Origin of the sequence: Actinomadura citrea, assembly GCF_013409045.1 — a bacterium.
In the GTDB taxonomy this organism is placed as follows: domain Bacteria; phylum Actinomycetota; class Actinomycetes; order Streptosporangiales; family Streptosporangiaceae; genus Spirillospora; species Spirillospora citrea.
The window spans coordinates 3,883,037-3,908,876 of the sequence record NZ_JACCBT010000001.1; the positions used below are offsets into that span (position 1 = coordinate 3,883,037).

Consider the following 25,840-nt stretch of genomic DNA (forward strand, 5'->3'; position numbering starts at 1 on the left):
ATCGGTAAGGTGGGGTGGCGTGGGGCTTGCCTTGCACACGACACGACAGGACGGCCGTGCGACGATCGCCGCGCGCGGCTCGATAGACCTGCACTCCTCCGACGAGCTGCGCGCTCGGCTGACCGAGCTCGTGGACGCGGGCGAGCGGTCGGTCGTCGTCGACCTCGCGGCGGTCGACTTCTGTGACTCCTCCGGCCTGAACGTCCTCGTCCGCGCGTACAAGCACGCGCGTGCGCAGAACGCCACGCTCACCGTCACCGGGGCCTACGGCCGCGTCGAGAACGTGCTGCGCACGACCGGCCTCGACCGCTTCCTGATCGAGGGTCCGGCGGAGGAGGCATCGGCCGATGGGCGGTGAAGGGAAACGATGAAGAACGGCGAGCGGGCGGAGTGACCGACCCGATGACCGAGACCACGCTGCGCGCGGCACCCCAGACCGAGGCGGTCGAGTACGCGAGGCGACTCGCGGCCCGCACCATGCGCACCTGGGCGCTGATGGACCGTGAGGAGCTCGTCACCGCCATCGTGGCCGAGCTCGTCGCCAACGCCGTCCGGCACGCCGGAACGGCCCTGGAGCTGCGGCTGCTGCGCGGCGGCGGCCGGGTCCGCGTCGAGGTCCGCGACCGCGCGGCCCAGCTGCCCCGGCTGACCGTCCCCGGCCCCCTGGACGAATCGCACCGCGGCCTGTTCATCGTCGACCGCTTCGCCGACTCCTGGGGCGCCGACCCGGTGACCGGCGGAAAGGTCGTCTGGGCCGAGGTCGACATCTGAGACGCGTCCCGTCTGGAACGCGCCTCCCGCGCGTGCTCCGACCGGCAGCGCGCCCACCGCACGTTGCGGGTGGGCGCGCACCGGTCAGGCCGAGCTGATCAGACGGACTTGCGGTACAGCTCCGCGACCATGAAGGCCAGGTCCAGCGACTGGCCCCGGTTGAGCCGCGGGTCGCAGGCCGTCTCGTAGCGCTGGTGCAGGTCGGCTTCGGCGAGCCCCTGGCCGCCGCCGACGCACTCGGTCACGTCGTCTCCGGTGAACTCGATGTGGATGCCGCCCGGGTGCGTGCCGAGGGCCCGGTGGACCTCGAAGAACCCGGCCACCTCGTCCAGCACGTCGTCCAGCCGCCGGGTCTTGTGCCCGCTCGGCGCCTCGAACGTGTTGCCGTGCATGGGGTCGCAGATCCACGCGACCGGGGCCCCGCTCTGGTGCACCTTCTCGATCAGCGGCGGCAGCGTGTCGCGGATGCGGTCGGCGCCCATGCGGGTGATGAAGGTGAGCCGGCCGGGCTCGCGCTCGGGGTTCAGCCGCTCCATCAGGGCCAGCGCGTCGTCGGCCGAGGTCGTGGGGCCGAGCTTCACCCCGATCGGGTTGCGGATGTGGCGCAGGAACTCGACGTGCGCGCCGTCCAGCTGCCGGGTCCGCTCACCGATCCACAGGAAGTGCGCGGAGACGTCGTAGGGCAGGCCGCTCAGGTGGTCGATGCGGGTCAGCGCGCGCTCGTACTCCAGCAGCAGCGCCTCGTGGCTGGAGTAGAACTCCACCCCGTGGAACTCGTCCGGGTTCGCCCCGCACGCCTTCATGAACGTCAGCGCCCGGTCGATCTCGCCCGCCAGCTGCTCGTAGCGGCGGCCGGCCGGGCTCTGCGCGACGAAGTCCTGGTTCCAGGCGTGCACCTGGCGCAGATCGGCGTAGCCGCCCTTGGTGAACGCCCGGCACAGGTTCAGCGTCACCGCCGAGCAGTGGTAGGCCTTGAGCAGGCGGTGAGGGTCGTTGCGCCGCGAGGCGGCGTCGAAGGCGAATCCGTTCACCGCGTCGCCCCGGTAGGCGGGCAGCTCCACGCCGCCGCGGGCCTCCACGGGCTTGGAGCGCGGCTTGGCGTACTGGCCCGCCATCCGGCCGATCTTCACGACGGGGACGCTCGCCGCGTAGGTGAGGACGACCGCCATCTGCAGCAGCGTCTTCAGCTTGTTCTTCACCGCGTCGGCGTTCGACCCTTCGAACGTCTCGGCGCAGTCGCCGCCCTGCAGGACGAACGCCTCACCGCGGGCGACGTCCGCGAGCTGCGCCTTCAACTGGTCGCATTCGCCGGCGAAGACGAGCGGTGGCTGGGCCGCCAGCTCGGCGGTCACGTCGCCCACCTCGTCCGGGTCGTCCCAGTCGGGCTGCTGGAGAGCGGGGAGGGCGCGCCACGCGTCGAGGTCCCCGATGACGGTGGAAGTACTCACCCTGAAAGGCTATGGCACGGCCCGCCCTGCGTGAACGGAAAGCCCCGCGCGGCGGGGCCTCGCGGGGCCCGAACGCGGACGGGCGGCCCCGTTTCCGGGGCCGCCCGGTTGCCGTGCAAGCGGCGGGACCGCCGCTCCAGGCGCCCGCTCAGGCCGCCCGGGTCCCGGCGGTGGCCGGTTCCGGCGCGGTCCCGTTTCCGGGCCCGCCGACGAGCGTCCGGCGGCCGCTCAGGTCGGTCTCGCCGGCCAGCTGCCGCAGCCGCCGCAGCGAACGGTCGGTGATCTGCCGGACCCGGTTGTGGCTCAGCCCGTACCGGGCGCCGATCTGCGCGTACGACAGCGGTTGCCCGCTGTCCATCCCGAACCGGGCCCGCAGGATCGCGGACTCGCGCTCGGGAAGCCGGTTCAGCAGCCGTCCGAGGCCCTCGATGTCGTCCAGCGCGAGGATCTCCGCCTCCGGCGTGACGGCGTCCGGGTCCTCCAGCAGGTCGCCCATGGGCGTCTCGCCGGCGTCGTCGACGGTCGCGTCCAGGCTCGCCGGATCCCGCCGCCAGCGCAGCAGCTCGTCGACGTGCTCGGCGTCGGCGCCGAGGGCGCCCGCGAGCTCCTCCCGGAAAGGTTCCCTGCCTAGCTCGCGGCTGAGCTGGCGCTCCGCACGCCGCAGCCGCGACAACTCCTCCTCGACGTGGACCGGGAGGCGGATCGTGCGGGCGGTATGGCTCAGCCCGCGGCCGATCGCCTGCCGGATCCACCAGGTGGCGTAGGTGGAGAACTTGAAGCCGCGGCGGTAGTCGAACTTCTCCACCGCGCGCATCAGCCCCAGGTTCCCCTCCTGGATGAGGTCGATAAGGGGCAACGAGTCGGTCGGGTACTTCCGGGCGATCGAGACGACCAGCCGCAGATTGGCCTCGACGAAGCGCTGCTTCGCGCGCAGCCCCGCCGCGGCCAGCTCCGCCAGCTCCTCGCGGGACGCCCCCTCGGGCACCTTCCCCTCGTCGAGCAGCTGTTCGGCGTACAGTCCCCCTTCGATCGCCTTGGCCAGATCGACCTCCTCCTGCGCGTCGAGCAGGGGAGTACGGCCGATCCGGTCGAGGTACGCCCCGACAAGATCCTTGTCGGGGACTTCGACCCTGTCGCCCTTGGTACGGGTTCCAGCCATCCTGACCCTTCTCCGGTGCGATCTCCCTAGGAGGACAACGCCAATTACCGCTCTGTGATTCCCGGGTGGGGAATACTGCGAGGCCGTAAGCCGCTCTACGTCGTGATACCCCGACTGAGGAGAAACCGACATGGCGACGGTCACACTGACCGCTGAGAACTTCGACGAGCTGGCTCAGGGCGACGGCATCGTGCTGGTCGACTTCTGGGCGGAGTGGTGCGGGCCGTGCAAGAGGTTCGCCCCCGTGTTCGAGCGGTCGGCGGACAAGCACGAGGACATCGTCTTCGGCAAGGTGGACACCGACGCCGAGGCCGAGTTGTCGGAGCGGTTCGGCATCAGGTCCATCCCGACGCTGATGGCGATCCGCGACGGGATGATCGTGTTCGCCGAGCCGGGCGCGCTGCCCGAGTCGGTGCTGGAGAACGTGATCGAGCAGGTCCGCGGCCTCGACATGGAGGACGTCCGCCGGCGCGCGAAGGCCTGACCTGCCGCCTGCCAGGTTGCGCGGACGAGGCGCCCGGCGGGCGCCGGGGAGGCGAGAGGGCAAAGAAGCGGACGGCGCCGCCCCTTCCCCTGCCGGCATGGTCGATGATGGACGGATGCTCGCCGATGTCGTCCGATACCTGGTGTGCCCCGTGTGCGGAGCCGACCTCGAACTGGCCGACCGCCGCCTGGTCTGCTCTGGGGGGCATGCTTTCGACATCGCGCGACAGGGGTACGCGAATCTTCTGCCGGGCAATGCCCGTCCGGGCACGGCCGACACACCGGAGATGGTCCGCGCGAGAGACGAGTTCCTGACGGCCGGTCACTTCGCGGCTCTCGCGGACCGGCTCGCCTGGAACGTTTCTCGTGCCGACCCCGCCTTCGTCATGGACGCGGGCGCCGGAACCGGGCACTACCTCAGCCGCATCCTCGACCGAGTGCCGGACGCCGCCGGCCTCGCCCTGGACATCTCCAAGCACGCCGCCCGGCGTGCCGCGAAGGCGCATCCGCGCTGCGGCGCCGTGGTCGCGGACCTCTGGCGCCCGTTCCCGCTGCGCGACGGCGCGGCCGACACCGTCGTCAACGTGTTCGCCCCGCGCAACGCGACCGAGTTCCACCGTGTACTGCGAGACGACGGTCTGCTGTTCACGGTGACTCCGTCGCCCCGGCACCTCGGGACGCTCGTGGAGCCCCTCGGCCTGCTCTCGATCGACAAGGCCAAGACCGAGCGCATGGACACCGCGCTCTCCGGCTACTTCAAGCTGGACTCGCGCCAGGAGCTCGAAACCGAGACCGTCCTGACGCACGGCGAGGTGATCACACTCGTCGGCATGGGGCCGAGCGCGCACCACGTTCCGCCGGAGCGTCTCAGGGAACGGCTGGAAAGGCTGCCCGAGCCGCTGTCCGCGCCGCTGTCGTTCGTCCTGTCCACGTACCGGCGGCTGGAATAGGCGCGTCCCCGGCCTGCGTGATCTCCAGCAGCACCTGGGGGGTCTCGCCTGGCTCCGTGACCTCTTCGACGCCCGGCACGGCAACCGTCTCGTAGAGGAACGACGCGGCGAGCGAGCGGGCCGAGGCGCACAGCAGGAGACGCTGGAGAGCCTGGCCCGCGCGAAGCCATTCGGCAGGGGAGTCCCCTCGCGTGGTCAGCACCGCCTGCTGCCCCGCCGAGTGAGGCGCGTGGGGAAGCCGACGAAGCGTCGCTCCTTCCAGCCTCGCCTCCCCGGCCAGCTCGTCGATCACAGGCGAAGGAGGACAGGCGCCCGCGGGCGGTGGACCGGCGCGGAAGGGCCGGAGCGTCGCAGCGTAGAGAAGCCGCTCCTCGCGGGTGATGCGGTGCCGTCCGGCCAGGCGCACCGACGCGAGGACGGATGGACGTCCGGGATCGGGGAGCAGCCGCACGACGGCCTCGTGACCGAGTTGCGCGGCCGCCAGGCGCAGGTTCACCAGTGCGGCGCCGCTGCTGAGATGGAGGCCGCGCCCCGCCGGGTCGTGCCTCGGCCGATACCTGTCCGGGTCCGCGTGCACCTCGATCAGGCCGGAGACGACCTTGAACCGCCAGGCGTGCACGTCATGGACCGTGGGCCCCATCGTCGCGGCGACCACGAGACGCTCCGCCGAAGCGCGGACGGCGGCGGGCACATTCACGGCGTTCCTCCAGACCTCGGGTGACAAACGACCCGGGAGCCCACCGCCCGCCCCGTGAGACGGTCCGCCGCGGGGAGAGCGGTCAGGGCACGGTACCCCACTGTGACCCGAAGCACGTAGTGCGTGAAATGCGAGGTCAGCGCGCCTGAAGGTGTGCACGGGTGACAAGTGGCGGCGGGTGTGCGGGCCCGCGATTTGACGGTCCCGGCGGGGCGTCTTAATGTCTTGCTCGCCCCAAGGGGACGCGGACGCCGAGAGGCGGCCGGCCCTGGGGAAGCAAGCCGCTGAAACTGGTTCGAGCATCGCTCGGACCGATGTAGGATGGCTTCACAGCCTTCAACGGGATGCAGGACGCCGCAAGGTGGCCGGCCCGCAGGGCGCCTCCCACGGAACGATCTTTCTGAGTCTTCGACTTGGTCGTGTCGTCGCGTGGGGGACTGGATCACCTTCGACTCGTCAAAAAGATCTTCGTAGATCGGCTTGACACCGGAGATGGATCTGGTAAGTTAGCAGGGTTGCCCCGGAGCCGGGGACCGCGGGAGCGGGGTTCGGCGCGGTGGGTGTCCGTTTCTTGAGAACTCAACAGCGTGTTAAAAGCCAGTGCCTTTATCGGCTCGGTCTTCAACGGCCGGGTCGCCCCGTGCCATCTCTTCGGGGGTGGTGGGGATTTCTTTGAGGCAATGCTGTCCCTCTTTGTGGGGGATGGTGATGCTGGGATTGTTTCCTGAGGTTTGGCCGGTCGGGGTTCGCCCCCTGGTTGGTCGTGTGACCTTGATGGAGAGTTTGATCCTGGCTCAGGACGAACGCTGGCGGCGTGCTTAACACATGCAAGTCGAGCGGAAAGGCCCCTTCGGGGGTACTCGAGCGGCGAACGGGTGAGTAACACGTGAGCAACCTGCCCCTGACTTTGGGATAAGCCCGGGAAACTGGGTCTAATACCGGATGTAACCACTGATCGCATGATCGGGTGGTGGAAAGTTTTTCGGTTGGGGATGGGCTCGCGGCCTATCAGCTTGTTGGTGGGGTGATGGCCTACCAAGGCGACGACGGGTAACCGGCCTGAGAGGGCGACCGGTCACACTGGGACTGAGACACGGCCCAGACTCCTACGGGAGGCAGCAGTGGGGAATATTGCGCAATGGGCGGAAGCCTGACGCAGCGACGCCGCGTGAGGGATGACGGCCTTCGGGTTGTAAACCTCTTTCAGCAGGGACGAAGCTAACGTGACGGTACCTGCAGAAGAAGCGCCGGCTAACTACGTGCCAGCAGCCGCGGTAATACGTAGGGCGCAAGCGTTGTCCGGAATTATTGGGCGTAAAGAGCTCGTAGGCGGTTTGTCGCGTCTGTCGTGAAAGCCCACGGCTTAACCGTGGGTCTGCGGTGGATACGGGCAGACTAGAGGCAGGTAGGGGAGAATGGAATTCCCGGTGTAGCGGTGAAATGCGCAGATATCGGGAGGAACACCGGTGGCGAAGGCGGTTCTCTGGGCCTGTACTGACGCTGAGGAGCGAAAGCGTGGGGAGCGAACAGGATTAGATACCCTGGTAGTCCACGCCGTAAACGTTGGGCGCTAGGTGTGGGGTCCTTCCACGGATTCCGCGCCGCAGCTAACGCATTAAGCGCCCCGCCTGGGGAGTACGGCCGCAAGGCTAAAACTCAAAGGAATTGACGGGGGCCCGCACAAGCGGCGGAGCATGTTGCTTAATTCGACGCAACGCGAAGAACCTTACCAAGGCTTGACATTGCCGGAAAACCATCAGAGATGGTGGGTCCTTTTTGGGCCGGTGACAGGTGGTGCATGGCTGTCGTCAGCTCGTGTCGTGAGATGTTGGGTTAAGTCCCGCAACGAGCGCAACCCTCGTTCCATGTTGCCAGCACTTCGGGTGGGGACTCATGGGAGACCGCCGGGGTCAACTCGGAGGAAGGTGGGGATGACGTCAAGTCATCATGCCCCTTATGTCTTGGGCTGCAAACATGCTACAATGGCCGGTACAGAGGGCTGCGATACCGTGAGGTGGAGCGAATCCCTTAAAGCCGGTCTCAGTTCGGATCGAAGTCTGCAACTCGACTTCGTGAAGTCGGAGTCGCTAGTAATCGCAGATCAGCAACGCTGCGGTGAATACGTTCCCGGGCCTTGTACACACCGCCCGTCACGTCACGAAAGTCGGCAACACCCGAAGCCCGTGGCCCAACCACTTTGTGGGGGGAGCGGTCGAAGGTGGGGCCGGCGATTGGGACGAAGTCGTAACAAGGTAGCCGTACCGGAAGGTGCGGCTGGATCACCTCCTTTCTAAGGAGCATCAACTGGCCTGCGTTGACCTGGGGACTCTTCAGAGACCTCCTGGGTGCGCAGGTCGGTGGCCGCCGTTGACAGCGAATGTCTGTCAGGTGGCTGCTCATAGATGTGGAGCACTGGTTATTCACTAGGCCGCTCATGCGGCCCGGCTAGTACCGTCCTGCAGCTTCGGCTGGAGGGAATGGGAACGGCGGGTTCGGGTGGTTGGTCTGGTGGACACGCTGTTGGGTCCTGAGGGAACGGGCGCGAGCTCGGGTGACCTCGGACTACGGGACCAGGACCGCATCATCTTCGGGTGGTGTGGTTTTGGTGGGCCCGGTTGTTTTTTGAGAACTGCACAGTGGACGCGAGCATCTCTGGTAGATGATGAGAGCCGCCTGGAGAGGGACCTGCCTTTTGGTGAGGGTTCTTTGAGGGTTGTTTTTGTTGTTTATCTGCGATTTGTTCTGATCGTTTTGTGTGTTCAAGTTTTTAAGGGCATACGGTGGATGCCTTGGCATCAGGAGCCGATGAAGGACGTGGGAGCCTGCGATATGCCTCGGGGAGTCGGCAACCAGACTTTGATCCGGGGATTTCCGAATGGGGAAACCTGGCACCCGTCATGGGGTGTCGCCGCCTGCTGAATGTATAGGCAGGTTGGTGGGAACGCGGGGAAGTGAAACATCTCAGTACCCGCAGGAAGAGAAAACAATAGTGATTCCGTGAGTAGTGGTGAGCGAAAGCGGAGGAGCCTAAACCGTGCGCGTGTGATAGCCGGCAGGCGTTGCGTGTGCGGGGTTGTGGGACCACCCTGGTCCAGCTGCCGCTGGGCCGAGGAGTTATAAACCGCTGGGATAGTCGAATGGCTTGGGATGGCCGACCGTAGACGGTGAGAGTCCGGTAGACGAAATTCGAGTGGCTTCTGGGTGTGTTCCCGAGTAGCACGGGGCCCGTGAAATCCCGTGTGAATCTGCCACGACCACGTGGTAAGGCTGAATACTTCCTGATGACCGATAGCGGACCAGTACCGTGAGGGAAAGGTGAAAAGTGCCCCGGTGAGGGGTCGTGAAATAGTACCTGAAACCGTGTGCCTACAAGCCGTCAGAGCCTCCTCAGTGAGGGACTTGTTCCTTGTTGTTGGTGATGGCGTGCCTTTTGAAGAATGAGCCTGCGAGTTATGGTGTGTGGCGAGGTTAACCGGTGTCGGGTAGCCGTAGCGAAAGCGAGTCTGAATAGGGCGTTTTTAGTCGCATGCTGTAGACCCGAAGCGGAGTGATCTAGCCATGGGCAGGGTGAAGCGCCGGTAAGACGGTGTGGAGGCCCGAACCCACCAGGGTTGAAAACCTGGGGGATGACCTGTGGTTAGGGGTGAAAGGCCAATCAAACTCCGTGATAGCTGGTTCTCCCCGAAATGCATTTAGGTGCAGCGTCGCGTGTTTCTTGCCGGAGGTAGAGCTACTGGATGGCTGATGGGCCCTACCAGGTTACTGACGTCAGCCAAACTCCGAATGCCGGTAAGTGAGAGCGCGGCAGTGAGACTGCGGGGGATAAGCTTCGTAGTCGAGAGGGAAACAGCCCAGATCATCGGCTAAGGCCCCTAAGCGTGTGCTAAGTGGGAAAGGATGTGGAGTTGCTGTGACAACCAGGAGGTTGGCTTAGAAGCAGCCACCCTTGAAAGAGTGCGTAATAGCTCACTGGTCAAGTGATTCCGCGCCGACAATGTAGCGGGGCTCAAGCACACCGCCGAAGCCGTGGCATTGACACGTATGTGTTGATGGGTAGGGGAGCGTCCTGTATCCGGTGAAGCCTCGGGGTGACCCAGGGGTGGAGGGTGCGGGAGTGAGAATGCAGGCATGAGTAGCGAATCACACGTGAGAAACGTGTGCGCCGGATGACCAAGGGTTCCTGGGGCAGGCTAATCCGCCCAGGGTAAGTCGGGACCTAAGGCGAGGCCGACAGGCGTAGTCGATGGACAACGGGTTGATATTCCCGTACCCGCTGGTATGCGCCAACGCTGAATCCTCTGATGCTAACCACCTGAACCATCCTTTGGGCCTTCGGGTCTGTTGGGTGGGGAGCGTGGGGCCCGAGGGGGTAGTAGGTGAGTGATGGGGTGACGCAGGAGGGTAGCTCAGCCCGGGCGATGGTTGTCCCGGGGTAAGGCTGTAGGGAGAGAGATAGGTAAATCCGTCTCTCACGTATCCTGAGAGCTGATGCCGAGCCGTTTTAGGTGAAGTGAGTGATCCCATGCTGCCGAGAAAAGCCTCTAGCGAGTGTACCGGCGGCCCGTACCCCAAACCGACTCAGGTGGTCAGGTAGAGAATACCAAGGCGATCGGGTGAACTGTGGTTAAGGAACTCGGCAAATTGCCCCCGTAACTTTGGGAGAAGGGGGACCTCGCCTGGTGATGGCATTTGCTGTCTGAGCTGGGTGGGGTCGCAGAGGCCAGGGGGAAGCGACTGTTTACTAAAAACACAGGTCCGTGCGAAGTCGTAAGACGCTGTATACGGACTGACGCCTGCCCGGTGCCGGAACGTTAAGAGGACCGGTTAGGGGGACTTGTTCCTTCGAAGCTGAGAATCTAAGCGCCGGTAAACGGCGGTGGTAACTATAACCATCCTAAGGTAGCGAAATTCCTTGTCGGGTAAGTTCCGACCTGCACGAATGGCGTAACGACTTCCCCGCTGTCTCAACCACAGGCCCGGCGAAATTGCAGTACGAGTAAAGATGCTCGTTTCGCGCAGCAGGACGGAAAGACCCCGGGACCTTCACTATAGCTTGGCATTGGCGCTTGGAGCGTCTTGTGTAGGATAGGTGGGAGACTGTGAAGCCCAGACGCCAGTTTGGGTGGAGTCGTTGGTGAAATACCACTCTGGTCGTTTTGAGCGTCTAACCCGCACCCGTGTATCCGGGTGGGGGACAGTGCCTGGTGGGTAGTTTAACTGGGGCGGTTGCCTCCCAAAATGTAACGGAGGCGCCCAAAGGTTCCCTCAGCCTGGTTGGCAATCAGGTGGCGAGTGCAAGGGCACAAGGGAGCTTGACTGTGAGACGGACGTGTCGAGCAGGTGCGAAAGCAGGGCCTAGTGATCCGGCACCTACGTGTGGAAGTGGTGTCGCTCAACGGCTAAAAGGTACCCCGGGGATAACAGGCTGATCTTCCCCAAGAGTCCATATCGACGGGATGGTTTGGCACCTCGATGTCGGCTCGTCGCATCCTGGGGCTGGAGTAGGTCCCAAGGGTTGGGCTGTTCGCCCATTAAAGCGGCACGCGAGCTGGGTTTAGAACGTCGCGAGACAGTTCGGTCCCTATCCGCTGTGCGCGTAGGAGAATTGTGAGGGTCTGTCCCTAGTACGAGAGGACCGGGACGGACGAACCTCTGGTGTGCCAGTTGTCCCGCCAGGGGCACGGCTGGTTGGCTACGTTCGGTCGGGATAACCGCTGAAAGCATCTAAGCGGGAAGCCTTCCTCGAGATGAGTTCTCCCACCCTGTTAAAGGGGTGTAAGGCCCCCGGTAGACGACCGGGTTGATAGGCCGGAGATGGAAGCGCGGTAACGTGTGGAGTCGACCGGTACTAATAGGCCGAGTGGCTTGAACACACTGAACGTTCAGAGTGAATTGCTGCGAGAGATGTTCGCGTCCCTGTGTGGTTCCCAGAAAACAACCGGGAACCCGTTAGACTTAACTTAATTGAATGTCGAGCCGATGGCTCGGACGTGGATTTGCCCACCCAGGTTGGGTGGTGCGTTGAGACGTTCGGTGGTTTTGGCGAGGGGGAAACACCCGGTCCCATCCCGAACCCGGAAGTTAAGCCCTTCAGCGCCGATGGTACTGCATGGGAGACCGTGTGGGAGAGTAGGACGCCGCCGGACATATATTGCAGAAAGGCCCCGCCGTTACCGGCGGGGCCTTTCTCATTTGGTCGATCAGCCGTGGCGGGTCGGCCGGTAGGTCAGGACCTGCGTGTGGCGGTCGAAGGTCCGGGCCTGGAGGAGTTCCAGGTCGAAGTCGTCGGCGCCGTCGAAGACGCGGTCCACGCCGGTCTTTCCGGAGATCACTGGGAAGACCGTCACCTCGATGGCGTCGATCAGGCCGGCGTTCAGCAGCGCCCGGTTGAGCTTCAGGCTGCCGTGGGAGCGCAGCGGCACGTCGGACTCGGCCTTGAGGCGCGTGACCACCTCGACGGGATCGCCGGACTCGATGGTGGTGTCCGGCCAGTCGAGCGGCTCGGTCAGCCGGCTGGACAGCACCGTGACCGGGGACTCGAACATCCGCGTGATCCACCCGTCGAACAGGCCGCGGTCAAAGCCCGGGGCCAGGAACGGCGCGTTGGAGGTGTAGGTGGTGGCCCCCAGCACCATGCGCAGCGGGTCGCGGAAGGCGGCGGCGCGGTGCTCGAGGAACTCGGGGCCCTGTTTGCCCCAGTAACCGCCCCAGTCGCCGTCGTGGTTGGCGAAACCGTCCAGCGTGGAGAAGATGTCGAAGGTGTAGGTGGCAGTCACGGTGACTCCTCAGGAGAAAAACTGGTCGCGCCGCGCCCTGCGGCGGCCTCACCCCTGCTACGAACACCACCACCCCAACCCGACACACCTCCCAGACTTCTTTAGAAACTTTCCGGGCCCATCCGATTTGAGGGAGCGGTTGTGGTCCGAGCCTGCCTGCCTCAGGTGACCCTGCGATGTCGTTGGCGAGGTTTGCGGAAGCCCAGCGCGGAGCCGCGTAGGTGTTCGAGGCGGCCGTTGATCGCTTCGGTCGGTCCGCAGCAAGCGGGACGCCGGTGTCGAGACGATGCGAGTCGCTGATCAGTACGGGGCGACCCTCGGCCGGCACCGCGTCGTTCGCGGTGTTCCATGACACGGCCAGCGCCTCGGCGACTCGCGATCGTGAGATGCCGGCACACGATGGCTTCGAAGGCCCAGCGCAGAGCGGGCCATGGCAGCAGGTCTCGCGGTTCGGCCACCCGGCTCGTGTTCTAGAAGAGCGCCGACAGGGGATCAGCAGCCCGAGCCTGTCGGCTCGCGGCTCGTCCGCCTCGCTTCGCGGCGCCTCGCTGGATCGGGCTCACGTGACCGCGACCTAATCGGTGGCTGACAGCCGAACGCCCAACCCATCGGGACCCCGAGAGTTTCGGCGGGGTGTTCTGCCAGCCCGGTGACCACGACCGGCCCGGCGCCATCTCGGCCGCACCAGTACCCCGACCGCGCGCGGAGCTACGCACGCGATGTCGACCCGCTGCTCTAGGGGTCCGGCGGGTTCGCGCGAAGCGCGACGAGGGCTGCGCGGAGAGCGCTAGTCGGCGGGGCCGTCCTGCGTCAGGGCTTTCGCGTAGTTGGAGAGCGAGCGGTTGTAGCGGGGGAGATGGCGGGACAGGGCGCCCAGTGCGAGGCCGGTCGCCTCGCGTTCGCGTCCGACGTCGGTGAGCGCGAGCGCGAGGAACGCGGTGACGGCGTCGTCGAGTTCGTCCGAGCCTGCCTCACGTTCCGCGGTCAGGAGGGCGACGCTCTCCTCGGCGCGGCCGAGGTTCCGGAGCGTGCTGGCGTACTGGATCGTGGCCTGCCTGCGCCGCGCTTCGGGGAGTCCCGCGGCGAAGGCCCGCCGGTAGTGGTCGGCGGCCTCGGCCTCGTTGCCGATCGAGTCGTGCGCGGACGCCAGCTCGTACTCGCCGACGGCGTTGCCGGGCGGAAGCTCGGCGGTCAGGGCTTCCACCTTCCTGAGGAAATCCCCGGGATCGTGGTCGTCGAAATTGCCCCAGAGGTCGGCCATTCGCTGTTCCCAGTCGGGCGCGGGGTTGATCATGATCGTCAGCATAGTCACCGGGCCCGTTCCGAGGAGGCGAGGTCGAGCCAGAGCGCGGCCGGGTGCCGGATCGAAGTGACGGTGTTCCAGACGACGTCGTGCGGCGCATGATGCAGCCGCGTGTCCGGGAAGCGACGGGTGAGCTCGCGCAGGACGACGGCCGGCTCCAGCCGGGCCAGCGGGGCGCCCAGGCAGGCATGGGGGCCGCTTCCGAAGGCGAGGTGGGAGTTCCGGGTGCGCTGGAAGTCGACGTGCTCGGGTTCCTCGAACACGTCCGGGTCGCGGTTGGCGCGGTCGATCGCCGGAATCACCAGGTCGCCCTCCCGCAGTCGAACGCCTCCGAGTTCCACCGCACGTACGGCCCGGCGCGGCTGCGCGGATTCGAAGGCGGTGCCGGGAGTGGTGCGCAGCAGCTCCTCGACTGCACGGGGGATGTGGTGGGGATGTGCCACGAGAAGCCGGTAGAGAGTCTCGCCGCCGTCTTTTCTGGTGGTAGGCAGCCGGAACAGGAAGCCCGCGATCGCGGCGGCGGTGGTCTCTCGTCCCGCGATGACGAGACCGGCGGCCAGGAGCGCCGTCTCCTCCAGGCTGGTCCGCCGGCGGACGGCGTTCCCGGCGATCACGGTGAGCAGGCCGCCTTCCTCAGGGCGGGGTTCCGCGTCCACCATGAGTCCGCCGAGGCGTCCGGCCATGTAGGCGCTCATCTCCAGCATCGCGCGCTCGTTCTCGGCGGCGCGGTCGGCGCCCGTGGACAGGAACATGTCGCCCCACGTCCTGAACAGCGGCAGGTCGTCGTCCGGTAAGCCCATGGCGCCGCCGATGACGCCGAGGGCGAGGGGCAGGGCGAGTTGCTCGTTGACCTCGACCGGATCGCCCGCCTGGACGAGCGCGTCGAGCAGCCGGGAGGTGAGACGCTCGACCGCCGGCCGGTACCGGTCGATGCGGGCGGGCGCGAAGGCGTTGCCGACCAGGTCGCCGGCGACACATGGGGCCGGTGCAACCCGTGTGCAACGTGGGATGCGGCAGGATTGGACCACTCGGCCACGGTCGGGATCGCGGTCGCGCCGGTGCCAACCCACACATCTCGCACCGGCGCGGCCACCGAATCGCAGATCGGACGTCGGGGCCGCCCTCCTGCCGGTGCCGAGTCCGTTCGTCGGAGCGACGCGGCCGGCAGTCCGGATCGTCCCCGGCGCAGGAAGTGCGCAGGTCACCGCGAGGGCCGGAATAGGCCGGGTCTGGATTGCCGGTGGCCGTCCTACTCCTGCCACCGGCGCGAGCGCCAGCGCAAACGTCGCCAGTGTTCAGCGGTGCGAACGGGCGATGCCAGACAGACTTGGACCCGGCGCGGATTGGACCTGTTCCCTGGTGAGGACCTGGTCATACCGTCCGCCCATGCGTAACACACGACGTTTCGCCCTGGCGGCCGTGGCGGTGTTCCCCCTGATGGCCGCGCTGCCGACGGCATCCGCCGCGGACTCCGGCGCGACCGCCGCCGGGACCGTCTTCTACCCCAATCCCGTCCAGCAGCTCGGCGACCAGTCCCTCACCGACGCGAAGGACGCCGACTACCCTGCCCTCGCGCCCGCCTACCGGCAGGTGACCCTCACCGACCTCGACGGGTCGGGCTCGCTCACCGGGCGGTACGTGCGGGTGAAGAGCGAGACCGGCAAGGCCGCCCGGATCGATGCCGGCGCGCTGCCCGCCTACCATCGCGACTCCGACCAGTTCGAGCAGGTGATGGGCTACTACTGGGTGACGACCGCGCAGCGGTACCTGCAGCACCTCGGGTTCGGGTCCGCTCTGCGCCCCGTGAACCAGCGGCAGATCGAGTTGCGGATCAACCAGTACGGCGGTGACAACTCCTTCTTCCGCGGAGACAAGGCGAACATCACGCTCGGCAAGGGCGGGGTGGACGACGCCGAGGACGCCGAGGTGATCGTTCACGAGTACGGCCACTCCGTGCAGGACGGCCAGGTCGCCGGGTTCGGGACGAACCTGGAGTCGGGCGCGATCGGGGAGGCGTTCGGCGACTACCTGGCGGTGGCGGTCACCGGTTGGGCGACCGGCACGCCGTCCAGGACCCCGGAGCCGTGCGTCGCCGACTGGGACTCGGTGTCCTACACGTCCGGGCCCACGCACTGCCTGCGGAGACTGGACGGGACGAAGCACTACCCCGAGGACATGGCCGGTGAGGTCCACGCCGACGGCGAGATCTGGTCGCGGGCCCTATGGGACATCCGGCAGGCGCTCGGCGACGCCCGGGCGAGCACGCTGATCGTCGAGGCGCAGTTCGCGTTCGCGCCGGACACCTCGTTCAAGGCCGCAGCCGAGGCGACCGTCGCCGCGGCGCAGCGCCTCTACGGCGCGACGGCCGCGGGGGCCGCACGGGAGGCGTTCGCCGCACGGGGCATCCTGTGACCGCGTGATCGTCGGGGGTCGCGGTGCGGCCGTAAGGGGTGTCGTAGCATTCGCTCATGATCACGGCCGCACTCGCCTTCGCCCTCGCGGCGATGATCGTCAACGTGGCGCCGGGGCTTGACACGTTTCTGGTGCTGCGGACCTCGGTCGCACAGGGACGCCGCTGCGGGCTGGCCGCGGCGCTCGGCGTCATGGCCGGATGCGCGGTGTGGGGGCTCGCCACGGCGGCCGGACTGACCGCTCTGCTGACCGCCTCGCACGTCGCGTACACCGCGGTGCGCGTCTGCGGTGCCGCCTACCTGGTGTGGCTCGGGGCGACGGCGCTCTGGCGCGTCCGGAGGAAGGCCGAGGCCGGACCACCGGAGCCCGTCGTCGCCGCAGGGCGGCGTGCGGCCTTCCGCGCCGGGATCGGGACCAACCTGCTGAACCCCAAGGCGGGCGTCTTCTACATGAGCCTCGTCCCGCAGTTCCTGCCGCACGGGGCGCCGGTGTTCGGCACGACGGTCCTGTTCACCGCGATCGACGTGGCCGAGCTGGCCCTCTGGTTCTGGGTCGTGTCGGGCGCGGCCGCCGCCATGGGGGAGCGGCTGCGGCGTCCGTCCTTCCGGCGGCGGATGGAGCAGCTCAGCGGGGTGGCCTTCCTCGGCTTCGCCGCGAACCTGCTGGCCGACCGGCCCTGACCGGGTGATCGTCCTCACCGGGCCGGGACGCCGGGGTTGAGGCGAAATCGGCGGGCCGCCGTCCCGGACGCCGTAGGCTGCTCAGGTGACTGAGAAGCTGTGGCACATCGAGCCGTCGGGGCCGCTTCGCGGAGACGTCACCGTGCGCGGGGCGAAGAACGCGGTCAGCAAGCACATGGTCGCGGCGATGCTCGGGGACGGGCCGAGCACGATCGGCAACGCGCCGGACGTCGGTGAGGTCGGCATCACGGCGGGGATGCTGGAGCACGTCGGGATGACCGTGGAGCGGTCCGGCGGCGAGGTGACGGTCGTGCCGGGACCGGTGTCCGACCCGAGCGTCGGCAAGGCGTTCACCGGCCTGAACCGCATCCCGATCCTGATGCTGGGCCCGCTGCTGCACCTGGCCGGTGAGGCGTTCGTGCCGCTGGTCGGGGGCGACCCGATCGGGCGGCGGCCGGTCGACTTCCATGTGGAGGCGCTGCGGGCGTTCGGGGCCGAGGTGTCGCACGCCTCCGACGGGATCCACGCGCACGCCACGCGCCTGGTCGGGACGCGCATCGAACTGCCGTACCCGAGCGTCGGCGCCACCGAGACGGTGCTGCTGGCGGCGGTGCGGGCCGAGGGGAAGACCGTCATCCGCAACGCGGCGACCGAGCCGGAGATCACCGAGCTGGCGCTGTTCCTGCAGCGGATGGGCGCGCGGATCTCCTTCGCCCCCGACCGGCGCATCGTCGTGGAAGGCGTCGAGCGGCTGAGCGGAGCGCAGACGCGGCTGGGCGGGGACCGGATCGAGGCGTTCTCCTACCTGGTCGCGGGCCTGGTGACGGGGGGCGAGGTGCGGGTGCACGGGATCCCGCAGGACCGGCTCGTCACCGCCATCACGACGCTGACCAGGATGGGCGCCGAGTTCGAGATCACCGATGACTGGATCATGGCTTCCGCGCCCGGCGGCCTGCGCCCCTCGGCGGTGCAGACCGACACCCACCCCGGGTTCGCGACCGACTGGCAGACGCCGCTGATGGTGCTGTTCACCCAGGCGGACGGCATGTCGGTGCTGCACGAGACCGTGTACGAGAACCGGCTCGCCTACGTCCCGGCGCTGCAGAGCATGGGCGCGGAGATCGAGGTCTACGACACGTGCCTGGGCGGTCCCGCCTGCCGGTACCACGACACGGCCGCGCTGCACTCGGCAGTGGTGCGCGGGGTGTCCAAGCTCCGGGGCGGCGACGTGACCATGCCGGACATCCGGGCCGGGTTCTCGGCGGTCCTGGCCGCGGCGGTCGCGGAGGGGCCGTCCACGCTGCGGGGCGTGCACCACATCGAGCGCGGCTACCACCGTCCGGTCGAGCAGTTCCGGACGCTGGGCCTGTCCCTGCGGGCGGGCTAGGACGGACGGCCTGGGGCGGGGGTCGTCCGGGGCCAGGTGAAGGTGAGCGACCCGCCGACGGGCAGGTCGTGCCAGAGCGGAGCCATGTCGTCCAGCCGGGCCAGGACGCGGTCCACCGCGGGCCTGTCCTCGGGCGGGATCGGCCGGGGCTCGGCCCACGCGGGGGTCTGCGCCCCGGCGCGGCGGCGCCAGGCGAGATCGCACAGGCCCGCCAGGTGCTCCGACCTTCCCATGTCGCCGGGATCGGACCGGTTGAGGAAGGCCTCCCGCTTCTTCAACCGGCGCTGCTCCCGGGCCCGCCGCCGCGGGTCGCCGGGCTCCTCGACCGTCTCGTTGAAGCCGCCGCCGCCCCCTGCCGCGGCGCGTCCGAACACGCCGGACGTGAGGCCCAGCTCCGCCTCGACCAGGTAGTGGACGAGATCATGCGGGATGTGGTCGTCGTAACCGGGGGCCGGATCCATCCGGCGCGGGTGCCGGCCCGGGAGGCTGACGACGGTGGCGTACCGGCGTTCACCCGTCCGCTCGAAACTCACGTCCATCCGGCCAGGCTAGGCCGGTGCCCTCCCGCGCCGCATTCCCTTTTCCTACGGTGGTGATCAGACCTTCGAGGGGGCGCCGTGGAGTTCGATCGCACCGATCCGTATCCGTTCTACGCCCGGGCGCGCGAGGCCGCGGGGCTGACCTTCGTCCCCGAGCTGGACGCGTGGCTCGTCGCCCGGCACGCCGACGCGCGGGCGGTGCTGCGCGATCCGGAGACGTTCTCCTCGGCGAACGCGCTGCGGCCGGACGTGATGCCGGGACCCGAGGCCGTCGCCGTGCTGCGGTCGCTGCCGCAGGGCCGCCCCGTCGTGCTCACGGCGGACGGCGACGACCACCGGCGGGTGCGCGAGCCGCTGACGCGCGGGCTGTCGCCGAAGCGGGTCGCCGCGGCCCTCCCGTTCATCACCCGCCGGGCCCGGGAACTGGTCGCGTCCTTCGCCGGCGACCACCGCGTCGAGCTGATGGGACGGTACGCGCGGATCCTGCCGGGCGAGGTGATCGGGCACATGCTCGGCGTCGACCCGGGCGAGGTGCCCGCGCTCATCGAGGGAAGCTATCGGGCGGAGGACCTGGTCTTCCGGCCGATGAGCACGGACGAGCAGGTCGCCGCCGCCGAGCGGGTCGCGGGCATGAAGCGGGTGCTGGACGCCCACGTGAGGAACCGGGAGCCGGGGCGGGACCTGTGCGGCGAGATGGCGCGCGCGATCGAGCCGCACGGCACGCTCATCTCCAACCTGCAGAACATCCTGCTGGCCGGGCACCTGACGACGACGGCGCTCATCGGGACGGCGGTGCTGCACCTGCTGCGGAACCGGGAGCAGTGGGAGCTGCTGTGCGCCCGGCCCGAGCTGGTCCCGGCGGCCGTCGAGGAGGCCGCGCGCTTCGACACGGCCATCCAGGGGTTCCGCCGGGTCACGACCAGGCCGGTGCGGGTGGCGGGCACCGACCTGCCGGCGGGCGCCGAGGTCTTCGTCGCCTTCGCGGCCGCCGGGCGCGATCCGGCTGCCCATGACCGTCCCGACGAGTTCGACGTCACCCGCGAGCCGGCGCGGCACCTGGCGTTCGGGCACGGCGTCCATGCGTGCCCGGGCTCGCAGCTGGCCCGCGAGCAGGTACGCGTCACGCTGGAGGAGCTGACCGCGCGGCTGCCGGGCCTGCGCGTCGAGGAGCCGGTGGAGATGCTGCCGAGCCTGATCCACCGCTCGCCCCGGGAGCTGATCCTTACCTGGTGATGGCCGAAACCTACAAGACGGGCGCGCCCGCGGCGGCCACGCTGGAGGCATGGACCTGACCAAGGCATCCGATTTCATGGCCACGCACGCGCGTCCCCTGGACCGCCGCCGCTTCGAACTGCTGACCGGGGAAGGCGACCGGGCCGCGATGCTCGCCGCGCTCAACGCCTACCGGAACCCTGACGGCGGGTACGGCCACGGCCTTGAGCCCGACCTGCGGTCGCGGACGAGCCAGCCGGGCCCCGCGCTGCACGCGTTCGAGGTCTTCGAGGAGCTCGCGCCGGTGACCGCCCCGGAGGCGGTCGCGCTCTGCGACTGGCTGGACTCGGTGACGCTGCCCGACGGCGGCCTGCCGTTCGCCCTGCACGTCCCCGATCCCGCCGGCTGCGCGCCGTTCTGGGCGGGGGCCGACCCCGGGACGTCCTCGCTGCAGATCACCGCCGTGGTCGCCGCCACGGCGCGTCGCGTCGCCGTCCACGACTCGGCGGTCGCGGGCCATCCCTGGCTCGACCGCGCCACCCGCTACTGCCTCGACGCCCTCCGCGCCAAGGACACGATGCACGCCCTGGAGGTGGAGTTCGCCATGTGGCTGGCCGACGCCGTCGACGACACCGAGGCCGTCGCCCTGCTCGGTGAGCACATCCCGGATGACGGCCTCCTCCGCGTGGAGGGCGGCCTGGAGGACGAGATGCTGCGCCCGCTCGACTTCGCGCCCTTCCCGGACCGCCCGGCCCGGTCCCTCTTCGAGCAGGACGTCGTGGCGGCCGAGCTTCGACGGCTCGACGGCATGCAGGAGGACGACGGCGGATGGCGCGTGGACTTCGCGTCCTACTCGCCCGCCGCCGAACTGGAGTGGCGCGGGTACGCCACCGTCAGGGCAGTCTCCATCCTGACCCGCAACGCCGACGGCTAGCGGCCGTCCGGGGCGGGACGGGTGCGCGTGGGATCCTGGGGGCGCAGGCCACATCCGACGGCACCGGAGGCTCCCGATGGACAACGGCCCGGGTCACACGGCGCTTACCCCGCTGGTGTTCCTCGAACGGTCGGCGCAGGTGTTCCCCGGCAAGACCGCCTACGCCTACGGGGACCGGCGCGCCGCCTACGCCGAGTTCGCCGCCGAGACGACCCGGCTGGCGAACGCACTGCGCGCCCTGGGGGTCGAGCCCGGAGACCGGGTCGCCTACCTGGCGCCCAACATCCCCGAGCTCCTCGTCGCGCACTTCGCCGTGCCGCTCGCCGGGGCCGTGCTCGTCGCGATCAACACGCGGCTGGCGCCGGACGAGATCCGCTACATCCTCGACCATTCGGGCGCGAAGGCGCTGGTCGTGGAGGCGGGGCTGCATCCGTCCGTGGCGCCGCTCGCGGACGGCCTGCCCCTGACGGTCACCATTCCCGCGTCCGGCGCCGAGCCCGACCCGGCGGTCGGCGGAATCGGCTACGAGGAGCTGATGGCGCGCGGCTCGGACGACCCGCTGCCCTGGGCCGTCCGGGACGAGAACGCCGCCATCTCGATCAACTACACGTCCGGCACCACGGGACGTCCGAAGGGCGTCGTCTACACGCACCGGGGCGCCTACCTCAACGCGCTCGGCGAGGTCGTGCACTCGCGGCACACGCCCGAGAGCGTCTACCTGTGGACGCTGCCGATGTTCCACTGCAACGGCTGGTGCACGCCGTGGGCGCTCGCCGCGATCGGCGCGACGCAGGTGTGCCTGCGCGCCGTCGTCGCCGCGGAGATCTGGCGGCTCATCGACACCGAGGGCGTCACCCACCTCAACGGCGCCCCGACCGTCCTCGTGACGATCGTGAACGCGGCGGAGGCGCACCCGCTGGAGCGGCCGCTGACCGTCACGACGGCGGGCGCGCCGCCGAGCCCGACGATCATCGGGCAGACGGAGGGGCTCGGGGCGGACATCGTGCACGTGTACGGGCTGACGGAGACCTACGGCCCGTACTCGGTGTGCGAGCCGCAGCCCGGCTGGGCGGCGCTGCCCACCGGGGACCGGGCCCGGCTGCTGGCCAGGCAGGGCGTCGGCATGATCCAGACCGACGGGCTGCGGGTCGTCGACGGCGACATGAACGACGTCCCGGCCGACGGGACGACGCTCGGCGAGATCGTCATGCGCGGCAACAACGTCATGAAGGGCTACCACCGGGACGAGGAGGCCACCGCGCACGCGTTCCGCGGCGGCTGGTTCCACTCCGGCGACCTCGGCGTCCGGCACCCCGACGGCTACGTCGAGCTGCGCGACCGGTCCAAGGACATCATCGTCTCCGGCGGGGAGAACATCTCCACTGTCGAGGTCGAGCGGGCGATCGACTCGCACCCGGCCGTGCTGGAGGTCGCGGTCGTCGCGGTGCCGGACGACAGGTGGGGCGAACGCCCCAAGGCGTTCGTGGTCCTGCGCGACGGGCGCACCGCCACCGAGGCCGAGCTGGTCGAGCACGTCCGGGCGGGCCTCGCCCGGTACAAGGCGCCCGACGCGGTGGAGTTCGTCGCCGAGCTGCCCAAGACCTCCACCGGGAAGATCCAGAAGTTTCAGCTCCGCGAGCGGGAGTGGGCGGGCCACGACCGCCGCGTCCAGGGCTGAGGACGCCGCCGGCGCGGCGCCGATCAGTAGCGCCGCTCCTCGCGCCCGTAGCCGAGCTGTTCGGCCACGTCGGCGACGTTCTCGTACTCGCGCTTCGGCAGCGTCCGCAGCTGGTCGAGCGCCCCGTCCGGGGCGCCGCCCTCGGCCGCGTGCCGGACCAGCTCGTTCGGGCGGGCCGGGTAGCGGACACCGCTGAGCATCCGGGCCAGGGCGCTGCGGCCCTCCACGTCCTGCGCGCTCATCCCGGGCGGGGAGCCCTCCCGGTCACCGGCGACGGCCGCCGCCGGGTCGGCGGGGTAGTCGTTGGAGAACGGCTCGGTCTCCTTGAACTCCTCGGCGTGCGTGGGATGGCCGCCGCTGACCATGCCCTGGGTCTCGCGGCCGATCTCCTCGTCCAGCCTTGCGCCGTGCTTGCCGCTCTTGTCTGGCATTTCGTCCTCCCTTCGCACCTATCGGATGGAACGTTCCCAGGCGCGCGTGTCCCAACACGCTGGGGATCTCGCGGCGGCGGCGCGGTACGGTGTGGCGCATGCTGCCGGAAGAGGGCGTGAACGCGGTCCGGGTCGTGGTCGGGCTGCTGGTCCGCGGCGACTACGAGGAGCTGGAGACCCTCACCGAGGGGCGCAGGCTGAGCGCCGTGGAGATGGCCGGCGCGGTGACCGCCTCCGGGCGCGACCTGATCAGTCCGCCCGACAGCGCCTTCGCCGACCTGGAGGTGGCCGAGATCGAGCAGGTCTCGGGCGGGGAGCGCGCCTTCCGGGTGGCGCTCCCGCTGTGGACCGCGCAGGAAGGACTCTCCGCGCTGGCGCTGCGGCTCACCCTGACCGAGGTCATGGACGGCGTGTGGACCGTCGAGGTGGACGGCATCGAAGAGGCGGCCGCCGGGTGAGCCGGATGGCCGCCGGTCAGGACTGCGAGAGACGCATCATCCGCAGGACGCGCCGCACCAGCGAGTCATGCCCGTCCTCGCCCGGTTCCTCCTGCTCGGCCGCCTCCTCGGCGGCGGAGGAGGACTGCGGCTCCGGCGGGTCCCCGGCCAGTTCGTAGGTGACCGGCAGCGACCGCAGGCCGCGCATCAGCGGGGACGAGCGCCACGGAAGCCGGTCGGCGGGCACCGCGAGCCGCAGCCCGGAGAACCGGTCGAACAGCCGCTCCACCGCGATCGTGGTGATGGTGGTGGCGAGGTCGCGGCCGAGGCAGGCGTGCGGACCGGCGCTCCACGCCAGGTGGGCGCGCGAGCTGTAGATCGAGTCGGGCCCGCCGCCCGCCGCGAAGGCCGGGTCCTGGTGCGCGGCGGCGGGTGAGACCATGACCGGGTCGCCCGCCGCGATCTGGAACCGGCCGAGGCGCACGTCGGTCTTGGCCCACCGGAACGCCAGGTTCGCCATCGGCGGGTTGGCGGCCGCGGCCCGGTTGATCGCCTCCTGCAGCATCCCGGCCGAGAGGCTGTCGCGGGCGCCGGTCTCGCCGACGAGCACCTCGGTGACGGTGTTGCTGATCAGCGTTCCGGTCACGTCGCCGACGAGGCCGGTCATCATCGCCATCTCGGCGGTCAGCTCCTCGGCGGTCAGGTCGGGCACGGCGGCGAGCATGAAGGACGGCAGGTCCTCGCCGGGGGCCGCGACCCGCGCCGCGCACAGGTCCGCGACTCGTGCGATCAGCCGGGCGGACGCCTCCTGGGCGTCCGGGCCCGCGTCCATCACCCGCCACAGGTCGCTGATCAGCTCGTCGCCGTCGTCGGCCCCGGAACCGAGCAGCCGGCCGATCACCATCAACGGCAGCGGCCGCGCGTACTGCGCCGACAGGTCCGCCGACCCGGACCGGCCGCCGCCCTCGCAGATCACGGTGAGCAGGTCGTCGGCGTACCGCCGGACGGCCTGCTCCAGCGCCTTCGCCTCCGGTCGGCTCCGGTCCTGGAACGGCCGCAGGCCCTCGCTCCAGGCGCCGCGCAGCCGGGTGGAGTCGGCGCCGTCGCGGAACCCGCTGTTCTCCGACTCGACCACCGGCAGCATCGGCCAGTCGGCCGGGACCTCGCCCTCCCGGTACGCGCGCCAGGTGCCGACCCTCCGGCTCCAGTTCCCGCGCGCGTCGCGCAGGATGTCGAGCGTCTGGGCGTAGCCGATGACGAGCCAGGCCGGCACCCCGAGGACGTCCACCGGCGCGACGGGGCCGTACTCGGCCCGCAGCCGCTCGTAGAACGCCGCGGGACGGGTCTCGTGGTCGCGGTTCAGCAGCGGCTGGACGGCGAGCGCCTCCAGCGGCAGATGGGCGGGGACGGGCTCGGCCTGCGGCGTCTGGGGCTCCACGTGCACAAACCCTAGGAGAGAACGTTTGCCGACGGCCGGTTTATGCTGGAATCTCCCACGGCGATCTTTCGGCGTGCACGAGCCCGCCATCGCGGGTTGTGTGACGCTAGGGGTGCCCATACACGAGCTGGAGGTCCGCATGGCCGACTCCGCAGGAGCGCCCGAAGACGGCGAGGACGAGGTGAAGCGCAGGTTCCGGGAGGCCCTGGAGCGCAAGCGCGGCGCGGAGGGAAAGAACGGAGGCGCCGGCGGCCGGAGCGGCTCGAAGGTGCGCGGCACCCACGAGCGCGCCGACCACCAGCGGCAGTTCCGCCGCAAGAGCGGCTGACCGGGCCGCACCGGTAGGCAGACCCCCGCGCGGAATGGCGCGGGGGTCGCTCCGTTCCTCCTGCGCCGCCCCACGGCGATCGCGAGCGGCGCCCAGGTCCGGCCGCCGGCCGGATCAGCCCTGGTAGAGCTTCTTGCTGTAGTTCGCCTCGCTGTAGTACTCCCGGAGTTCCTCCACGCTCTCCTCGGTGTACTGGACGTCCTTGACGATCCGGGCGTGCGGCGGCAGAGCCTCCGGATTCCACGACTCCGGCTTCCACAGTTTCGAGCGCATGAGCGCCTTCGCGCAGTGGAAGAAGATCTGCTCGATGTCCACGACGAGCGCGAGGGCCGGCCGGTGCCCCTTGACGACCATCTCGTCGAAGAACGGGGCGTCCCGGACCAGCGTGGCCCGGCCGTTGATCCGCAGCGTCTCGGTGCGCCCCGGCACGAGGAAGATCAGGCCGACGTGCGGGTTGCTCAGCACGTTCATGAACCCGTCCACGCGGCGGTTGCCGGGACGGTCCGGGACGGCGATCGTCGTGCCGTCGATGACGTGCACGAACCCCGGAGGGTCGCCCTTGGGGGAGACGTCGCAGTTTCCGGCGGCGTCACTGGTGGCGATCAGGCAGAACGGGGACCGGGCGAGCCACTCGCGGTCCCAGTCGTGCAGCGCGACCCGCTCCTTGTCGATCGCCCGCCGCATCGGCGTGCCGAGAAGCTCGCGCAGCTCCGCCGGAGAGGTGATCGCAGTGAACTCGGGGGCGACCGTCATCGCCGCTCCTTCCGCCGGGGAGAA

At 69.1% G+C, this 25,840-nt stretch carries 22 protein-coding genes, 3 rRNA genes and 1 pseudogene; 15 read left to right on the top strand and 11 right to left on the bottom strand.

The window, feature by feature from the left end:
- Window positions 1-31 precede the first annotated feature (31 nt).
- Together BJ999_RS18275 and BJ999_RS18280 are read left to right on the top strand one after the other, a co-directional pair.
- Complete coding sequence (locus BJ999_RS18275; RefSeq protein WP_229810691.1) at window positions 32-358, top strand: STAS domain-containing protein; 327 nt, start codon at window positions 32-34, stop codon at window positions 356-358.
- Between the two features lie 44 nt (window positions 359-402).
- Window positions 403-771 (top strand): ATP-binding protein, encoded by a 369-nt coding sequence (locus tag BJ999_RS18280; RefSeq protein WP_218935119.1) that lies wholly within the window; start codon window positions 403-405, stop codon window positions 769-771.
- A 98-nt stretch (window positions 772-869) separates the two neighbouring features.
- Here BJ999_RS18280 and BJ999_RS18285 read toward each other — a convergent pair whose 3' ends face one another.
- Window positions 870-2,219 carry a class II 3-deoxy-7-phosphoheptulonate synthase gene (locus BJ999_RS18285; RefSeq protein ID WP_229810690.1) on the bottom strand — a complete coding sequence of 450 codons (1,350 nt, stop codon included), beginning with the start codon at window positions 2,217-2,219 and terminating at the stop codon, window positions 870-872.
- A 148-nt stretch (window positions 2,220-2,367) separates the two neighbouring features.
- On the bottom strand, window positions 2,368-3,378 hold the full coding sequence (locus tag BJ999_RS18290) for a sigma-70 family RNA polymerase sigma factor (protein WP_229810689.1): 1,011 nt from the start codon (window positions 3,376-3,378) through the stop codon (window positions 2,368-2,370).
- A gap of 130 nt (window positions 3,379-3,508) precedes the next feature.
- Here BJ999_RS18290 and trxA point away from each other — a divergent pair, with 130 nt between their 5' ends.
- Together trxA and BJ999_RS18300 are read left to right on the top strand one after the other, a co-directional pair.
- A complete protein-coding gene (gene trxA, locus BJ999_RS18295; protein WP_179834417.1) occupies window positions 3,509-3,862 on the top strand; it encodes a thioredoxin in 354 nt (117 codons plus the stop codon).
- Window positions 3,863-3,959: 97 nt separating this feature from the next.
- Window positions 3,960-4,811 (top strand): putative RNA methyltransferase, encoded by an 852-nt coding sequence (locus BJ999_RS18300; protein ID WP_229810688.1) that lies wholly within the window; start codon window positions 3,960-3,962, stop codon window positions 4,809-4,811.
- On the opposite strand, the gene BJ999_RS18305 is transcribed toward BJ999_RS18300, so the two are convergent.
- Window positions 4,729-5,508, bottom strand: a complete 780-nt coding sequence (locus BJ999_RS18305; protein WP_179834418.1) for a hypothetical protein — start codon at window positions 5,506-5,508, stop codon at window positions 4,729-4,731. The genes BJ999_RS18300 and BJ999_RS18305 overlap by 83 nt on opposite strands.
- 771 nt (window positions 5,509-6,279) lie before the next feature.
- Between BJ999_RS18305 and BJ999_RS18310 the strand changes: the two genes are divergently transcribed.
- The 3 genes from BJ999_RS18310 to rrf all read left to right on the top strand — a co-directional run bounded on the left by BJ999_RS18310 (window position 6,280) and on the right by rrf (window position 11,654).
- Window positions 6,280-7,798: ribosomal RNA gene (locus BJ999_RS18310) — 16S ribosomal RNA — on the top strand.
- 467 nt (window positions 7,799-8,265) lie between these two features.
- Window positions 8,266-11,381 (top strand): 23S ribosomal RNA (locus BJ999_RS18315).
- 156 nt (window positions 11,382-11,537) lie between these two features.
- Window positions 11,538-11,654: ribosomal RNA gene (gene rrf, locus BJ999_RS18320) — 5S ribosomal RNA — on the top strand.
- Together the 16S, 23S and 5S rRNA genes form the textbook arrangement of a ribosomal RNA operon.
- Window positions 11,655-11,708: 54 nt before the next feature.
- Here the strand turns inward: rrf and BJ999_RS18325 are convergent.
- The 4 genes and pseudogenes from BJ999_RS18325 to BJ999_RS43620 form a co-directional block, all read right to left on the bottom strand.
- Entirely contained in the window at window positions 11,709-12,284 is a 576-nt protein-coding gene (locus BJ999_RS18325; RefSeq protein WP_179834419.1) for a dihydrofolate reductase family protein, read from the bottom strand.
- 277 nt (window positions 12,285-12,561) lie between these two features.
- Window positions 12,562-12,754, bottom strand: a pseudogene (locus BJ999_RS18330) (ISL3 family transposase); the annotation flags it as partial.
- 317 nt (window positions 12,755-13,071) lie between these two features.
- The gene (locus BJ999_RS18335; protein WP_179834420.1) at window positions 13,072-13,578 is read right to left on the bottom strand and encodes a tetratricopeptide repeat protein; all 507 of its coding nucleotides are present in this window, start codon (window positions 13,576-13,578) and stop codon (window positions 13,072-13,074) included.
- A 14-nt stretch (window positions 13,579-13,592) separates the two neighbouring features.
- Complete coding sequence (locus BJ999_RS43620; protein ID WP_179834421.1) at window positions 13,593-14,615, bottom strand: cytochrome P450; 1,023 nt, start codon at window positions 14,613-14,615, stop codon at window positions 13,593-13,595.
- A gap of 358 nt (window positions 14,616-14,973) precedes the next feature.
- Between BJ999_RS43620 and BJ999_RS18345 the strand changes: the two genes are divergently transcribed.
- The 3 genes from BJ999_RS18345 to murA all read left to right on the top strand — a co-directional run bounded on the left by BJ999_RS18345 (window position 14,974) and on the right by murA (window position 18,066).
- Complete coding sequence (locus BJ999_RS18345; RefSeq protein WP_179834422.1) at window positions 14,974-15,999, top strand: M4 family metallopeptidase; 1,026 nt, start codon at window positions 14,974-14,976, stop codon at window positions 15,997-15,999.
- 56 nt (window positions 16,000-16,055) lie between these two features.
- A complete protein-coding gene (locus BJ999_RS18350; protein WP_179834423.1) occupies window positions 16,056-16,679 on the top strand; it encodes a LysE family translocator in 624 nt (207 codons plus the stop codon).
- Window positions 16,680-16,764: 85 nt separating this feature from the next.
- Window positions 16,765-18,066, top strand: coding sequence for a UDP-N-acetylglucosamine 1-carboxyvinyltransferase (murA, locus tag BJ999_RS18355; RefSeq protein WP_179834424.1), 1,302 nt, complete (start codon window positions 16,765-16,767; stop codon window positions 18,064-18,066).
- Here murA and BJ999_RS18360 read toward each other — a convergent pair.
- Entirely contained in the window at window positions 18,063-18,605 is a 543-nt protein-coding gene (locus tag BJ999_RS18360) for a hypothetical protein (protein ID WP_179834425.1), read from the bottom strand. The genes murA and BJ999_RS18360 overlap by 4 nt on opposite strands.
- Window positions 18,606-18,683: 78 nt before the next feature.
- Between BJ999_RS18360 and BJ999_RS18365 the strand changes: the two genes are divergently transcribed.
- The 3 genes from BJ999_RS18365 (at window position 18,684) to BJ999_RS18375 (ending at window position 22,429) form a co-directional block, all read left to right on the top strand.
- Complete coding sequence (locus BJ999_RS18365; RefSeq protein ID WP_179834426.1) at window positions 18,684-19,838, top strand: cytochrome P450; 1,155 nt, start codon at window positions 18,684-18,686, stop codon at window positions 19,836-19,838.
- Window positions 19,839-19,887: 49 nt separating this feature from the next.
- A complete protein-coding gene (locus tag BJ999_RS18370) occupies window positions 19,888-20,751 on the top strand; it encodes a hypothetical protein (RefSeq protein WP_179834427.1) in 864 nt (287 codons plus the stop codon).
- A 76-nt stretch (window positions 20,752-20,827) separates the two neighbouring features.
- A complete protein-coding gene (locus tag BJ999_RS18375) occupies window positions 20,828-22,429 on the top strand; it encodes a long-chain-fatty-acid--CoA ligase (protein WP_179834428.1) in 1,602 nt (533 codons plus the stop codon).
- Between the two features lie 23 nt (window positions 22,430-22,452).
- Here the strand turns inward: BJ999_RS18375 and BJ999_RS18380 are convergent, their stop codons facing one another.
- Window positions 22,453-22,860 carry a DUF2795 domain-containing protein gene (locus tag BJ999_RS18380; protein WP_179834429.1) on the bottom strand — a complete coding sequence of 136 codons (408 nt, stop codon included), beginning with the start codon at window positions 22,858-22,860 and terminating at the stop codon, window positions 22,453-22,455.
- Between the two features lie 98 nt (window positions 22,861-22,958).
- Between BJ999_RS18380 and BJ999_RS18385 the strand changes: the two genes are divergently transcribed.
- Entirely contained in the window at window positions 22,959-23,318 is a 360-nt protein-coding gene (locus tag BJ999_RS18385; RefSeq protein WP_179834430.1) for a DUF7668 domain-containing protein, read from the top strand.
- Between the two features lie 16 nt (window positions 23,319-23,334).
- On the opposite strand, the gene BJ999_RS18390 is transcribed toward BJ999_RS18385, so the two are convergent.
- Window positions 23,335-24,735, bottom strand: a complete 1,401-nt coding sequence (locus BJ999_RS18390; RefSeq protein ID WP_179834431.1) for a cytochrome P450 — start codon at window positions 24,733-24,735, stop codon at window positions 23,335-23,337.
- Window positions 24,736-24,874: 139 nt separating this feature from the next.
- Here BJ999_RS18390 and BJ999_RS18395 point away from each other — a divergent pair, with 139 nt between their 5' ends.
- On the top strand, window positions 24,875-25,063 hold the full coding sequence (locus BJ999_RS18395) for a DUF5302 domain-containing protein (RefSeq protein WP_179834432.1): 189 nt from the start codon (window positions 24,875-24,877) through the stop codon (window positions 25,061-25,063).
- 114 nt (window positions 25,064-25,177) lie between these two features.
- Here the strand turns inward: BJ999_RS18395 and BJ999_RS18400 are convergent, their stop codons facing one another.
- On the bottom strand, window positions 25,178-25,816 hold the full coding sequence (locus tag BJ999_RS18400) for a pyridoxamine 5'-phosphate oxidase family protein (protein ID WP_179834433.1): 639 nt from the start codon (window positions 25,814-25,816) through the stop codon (window positions 25,178-25,180).
- Between the last annotated feature and the right edge of the window lie 24 nt (window positions 25,817-25,840).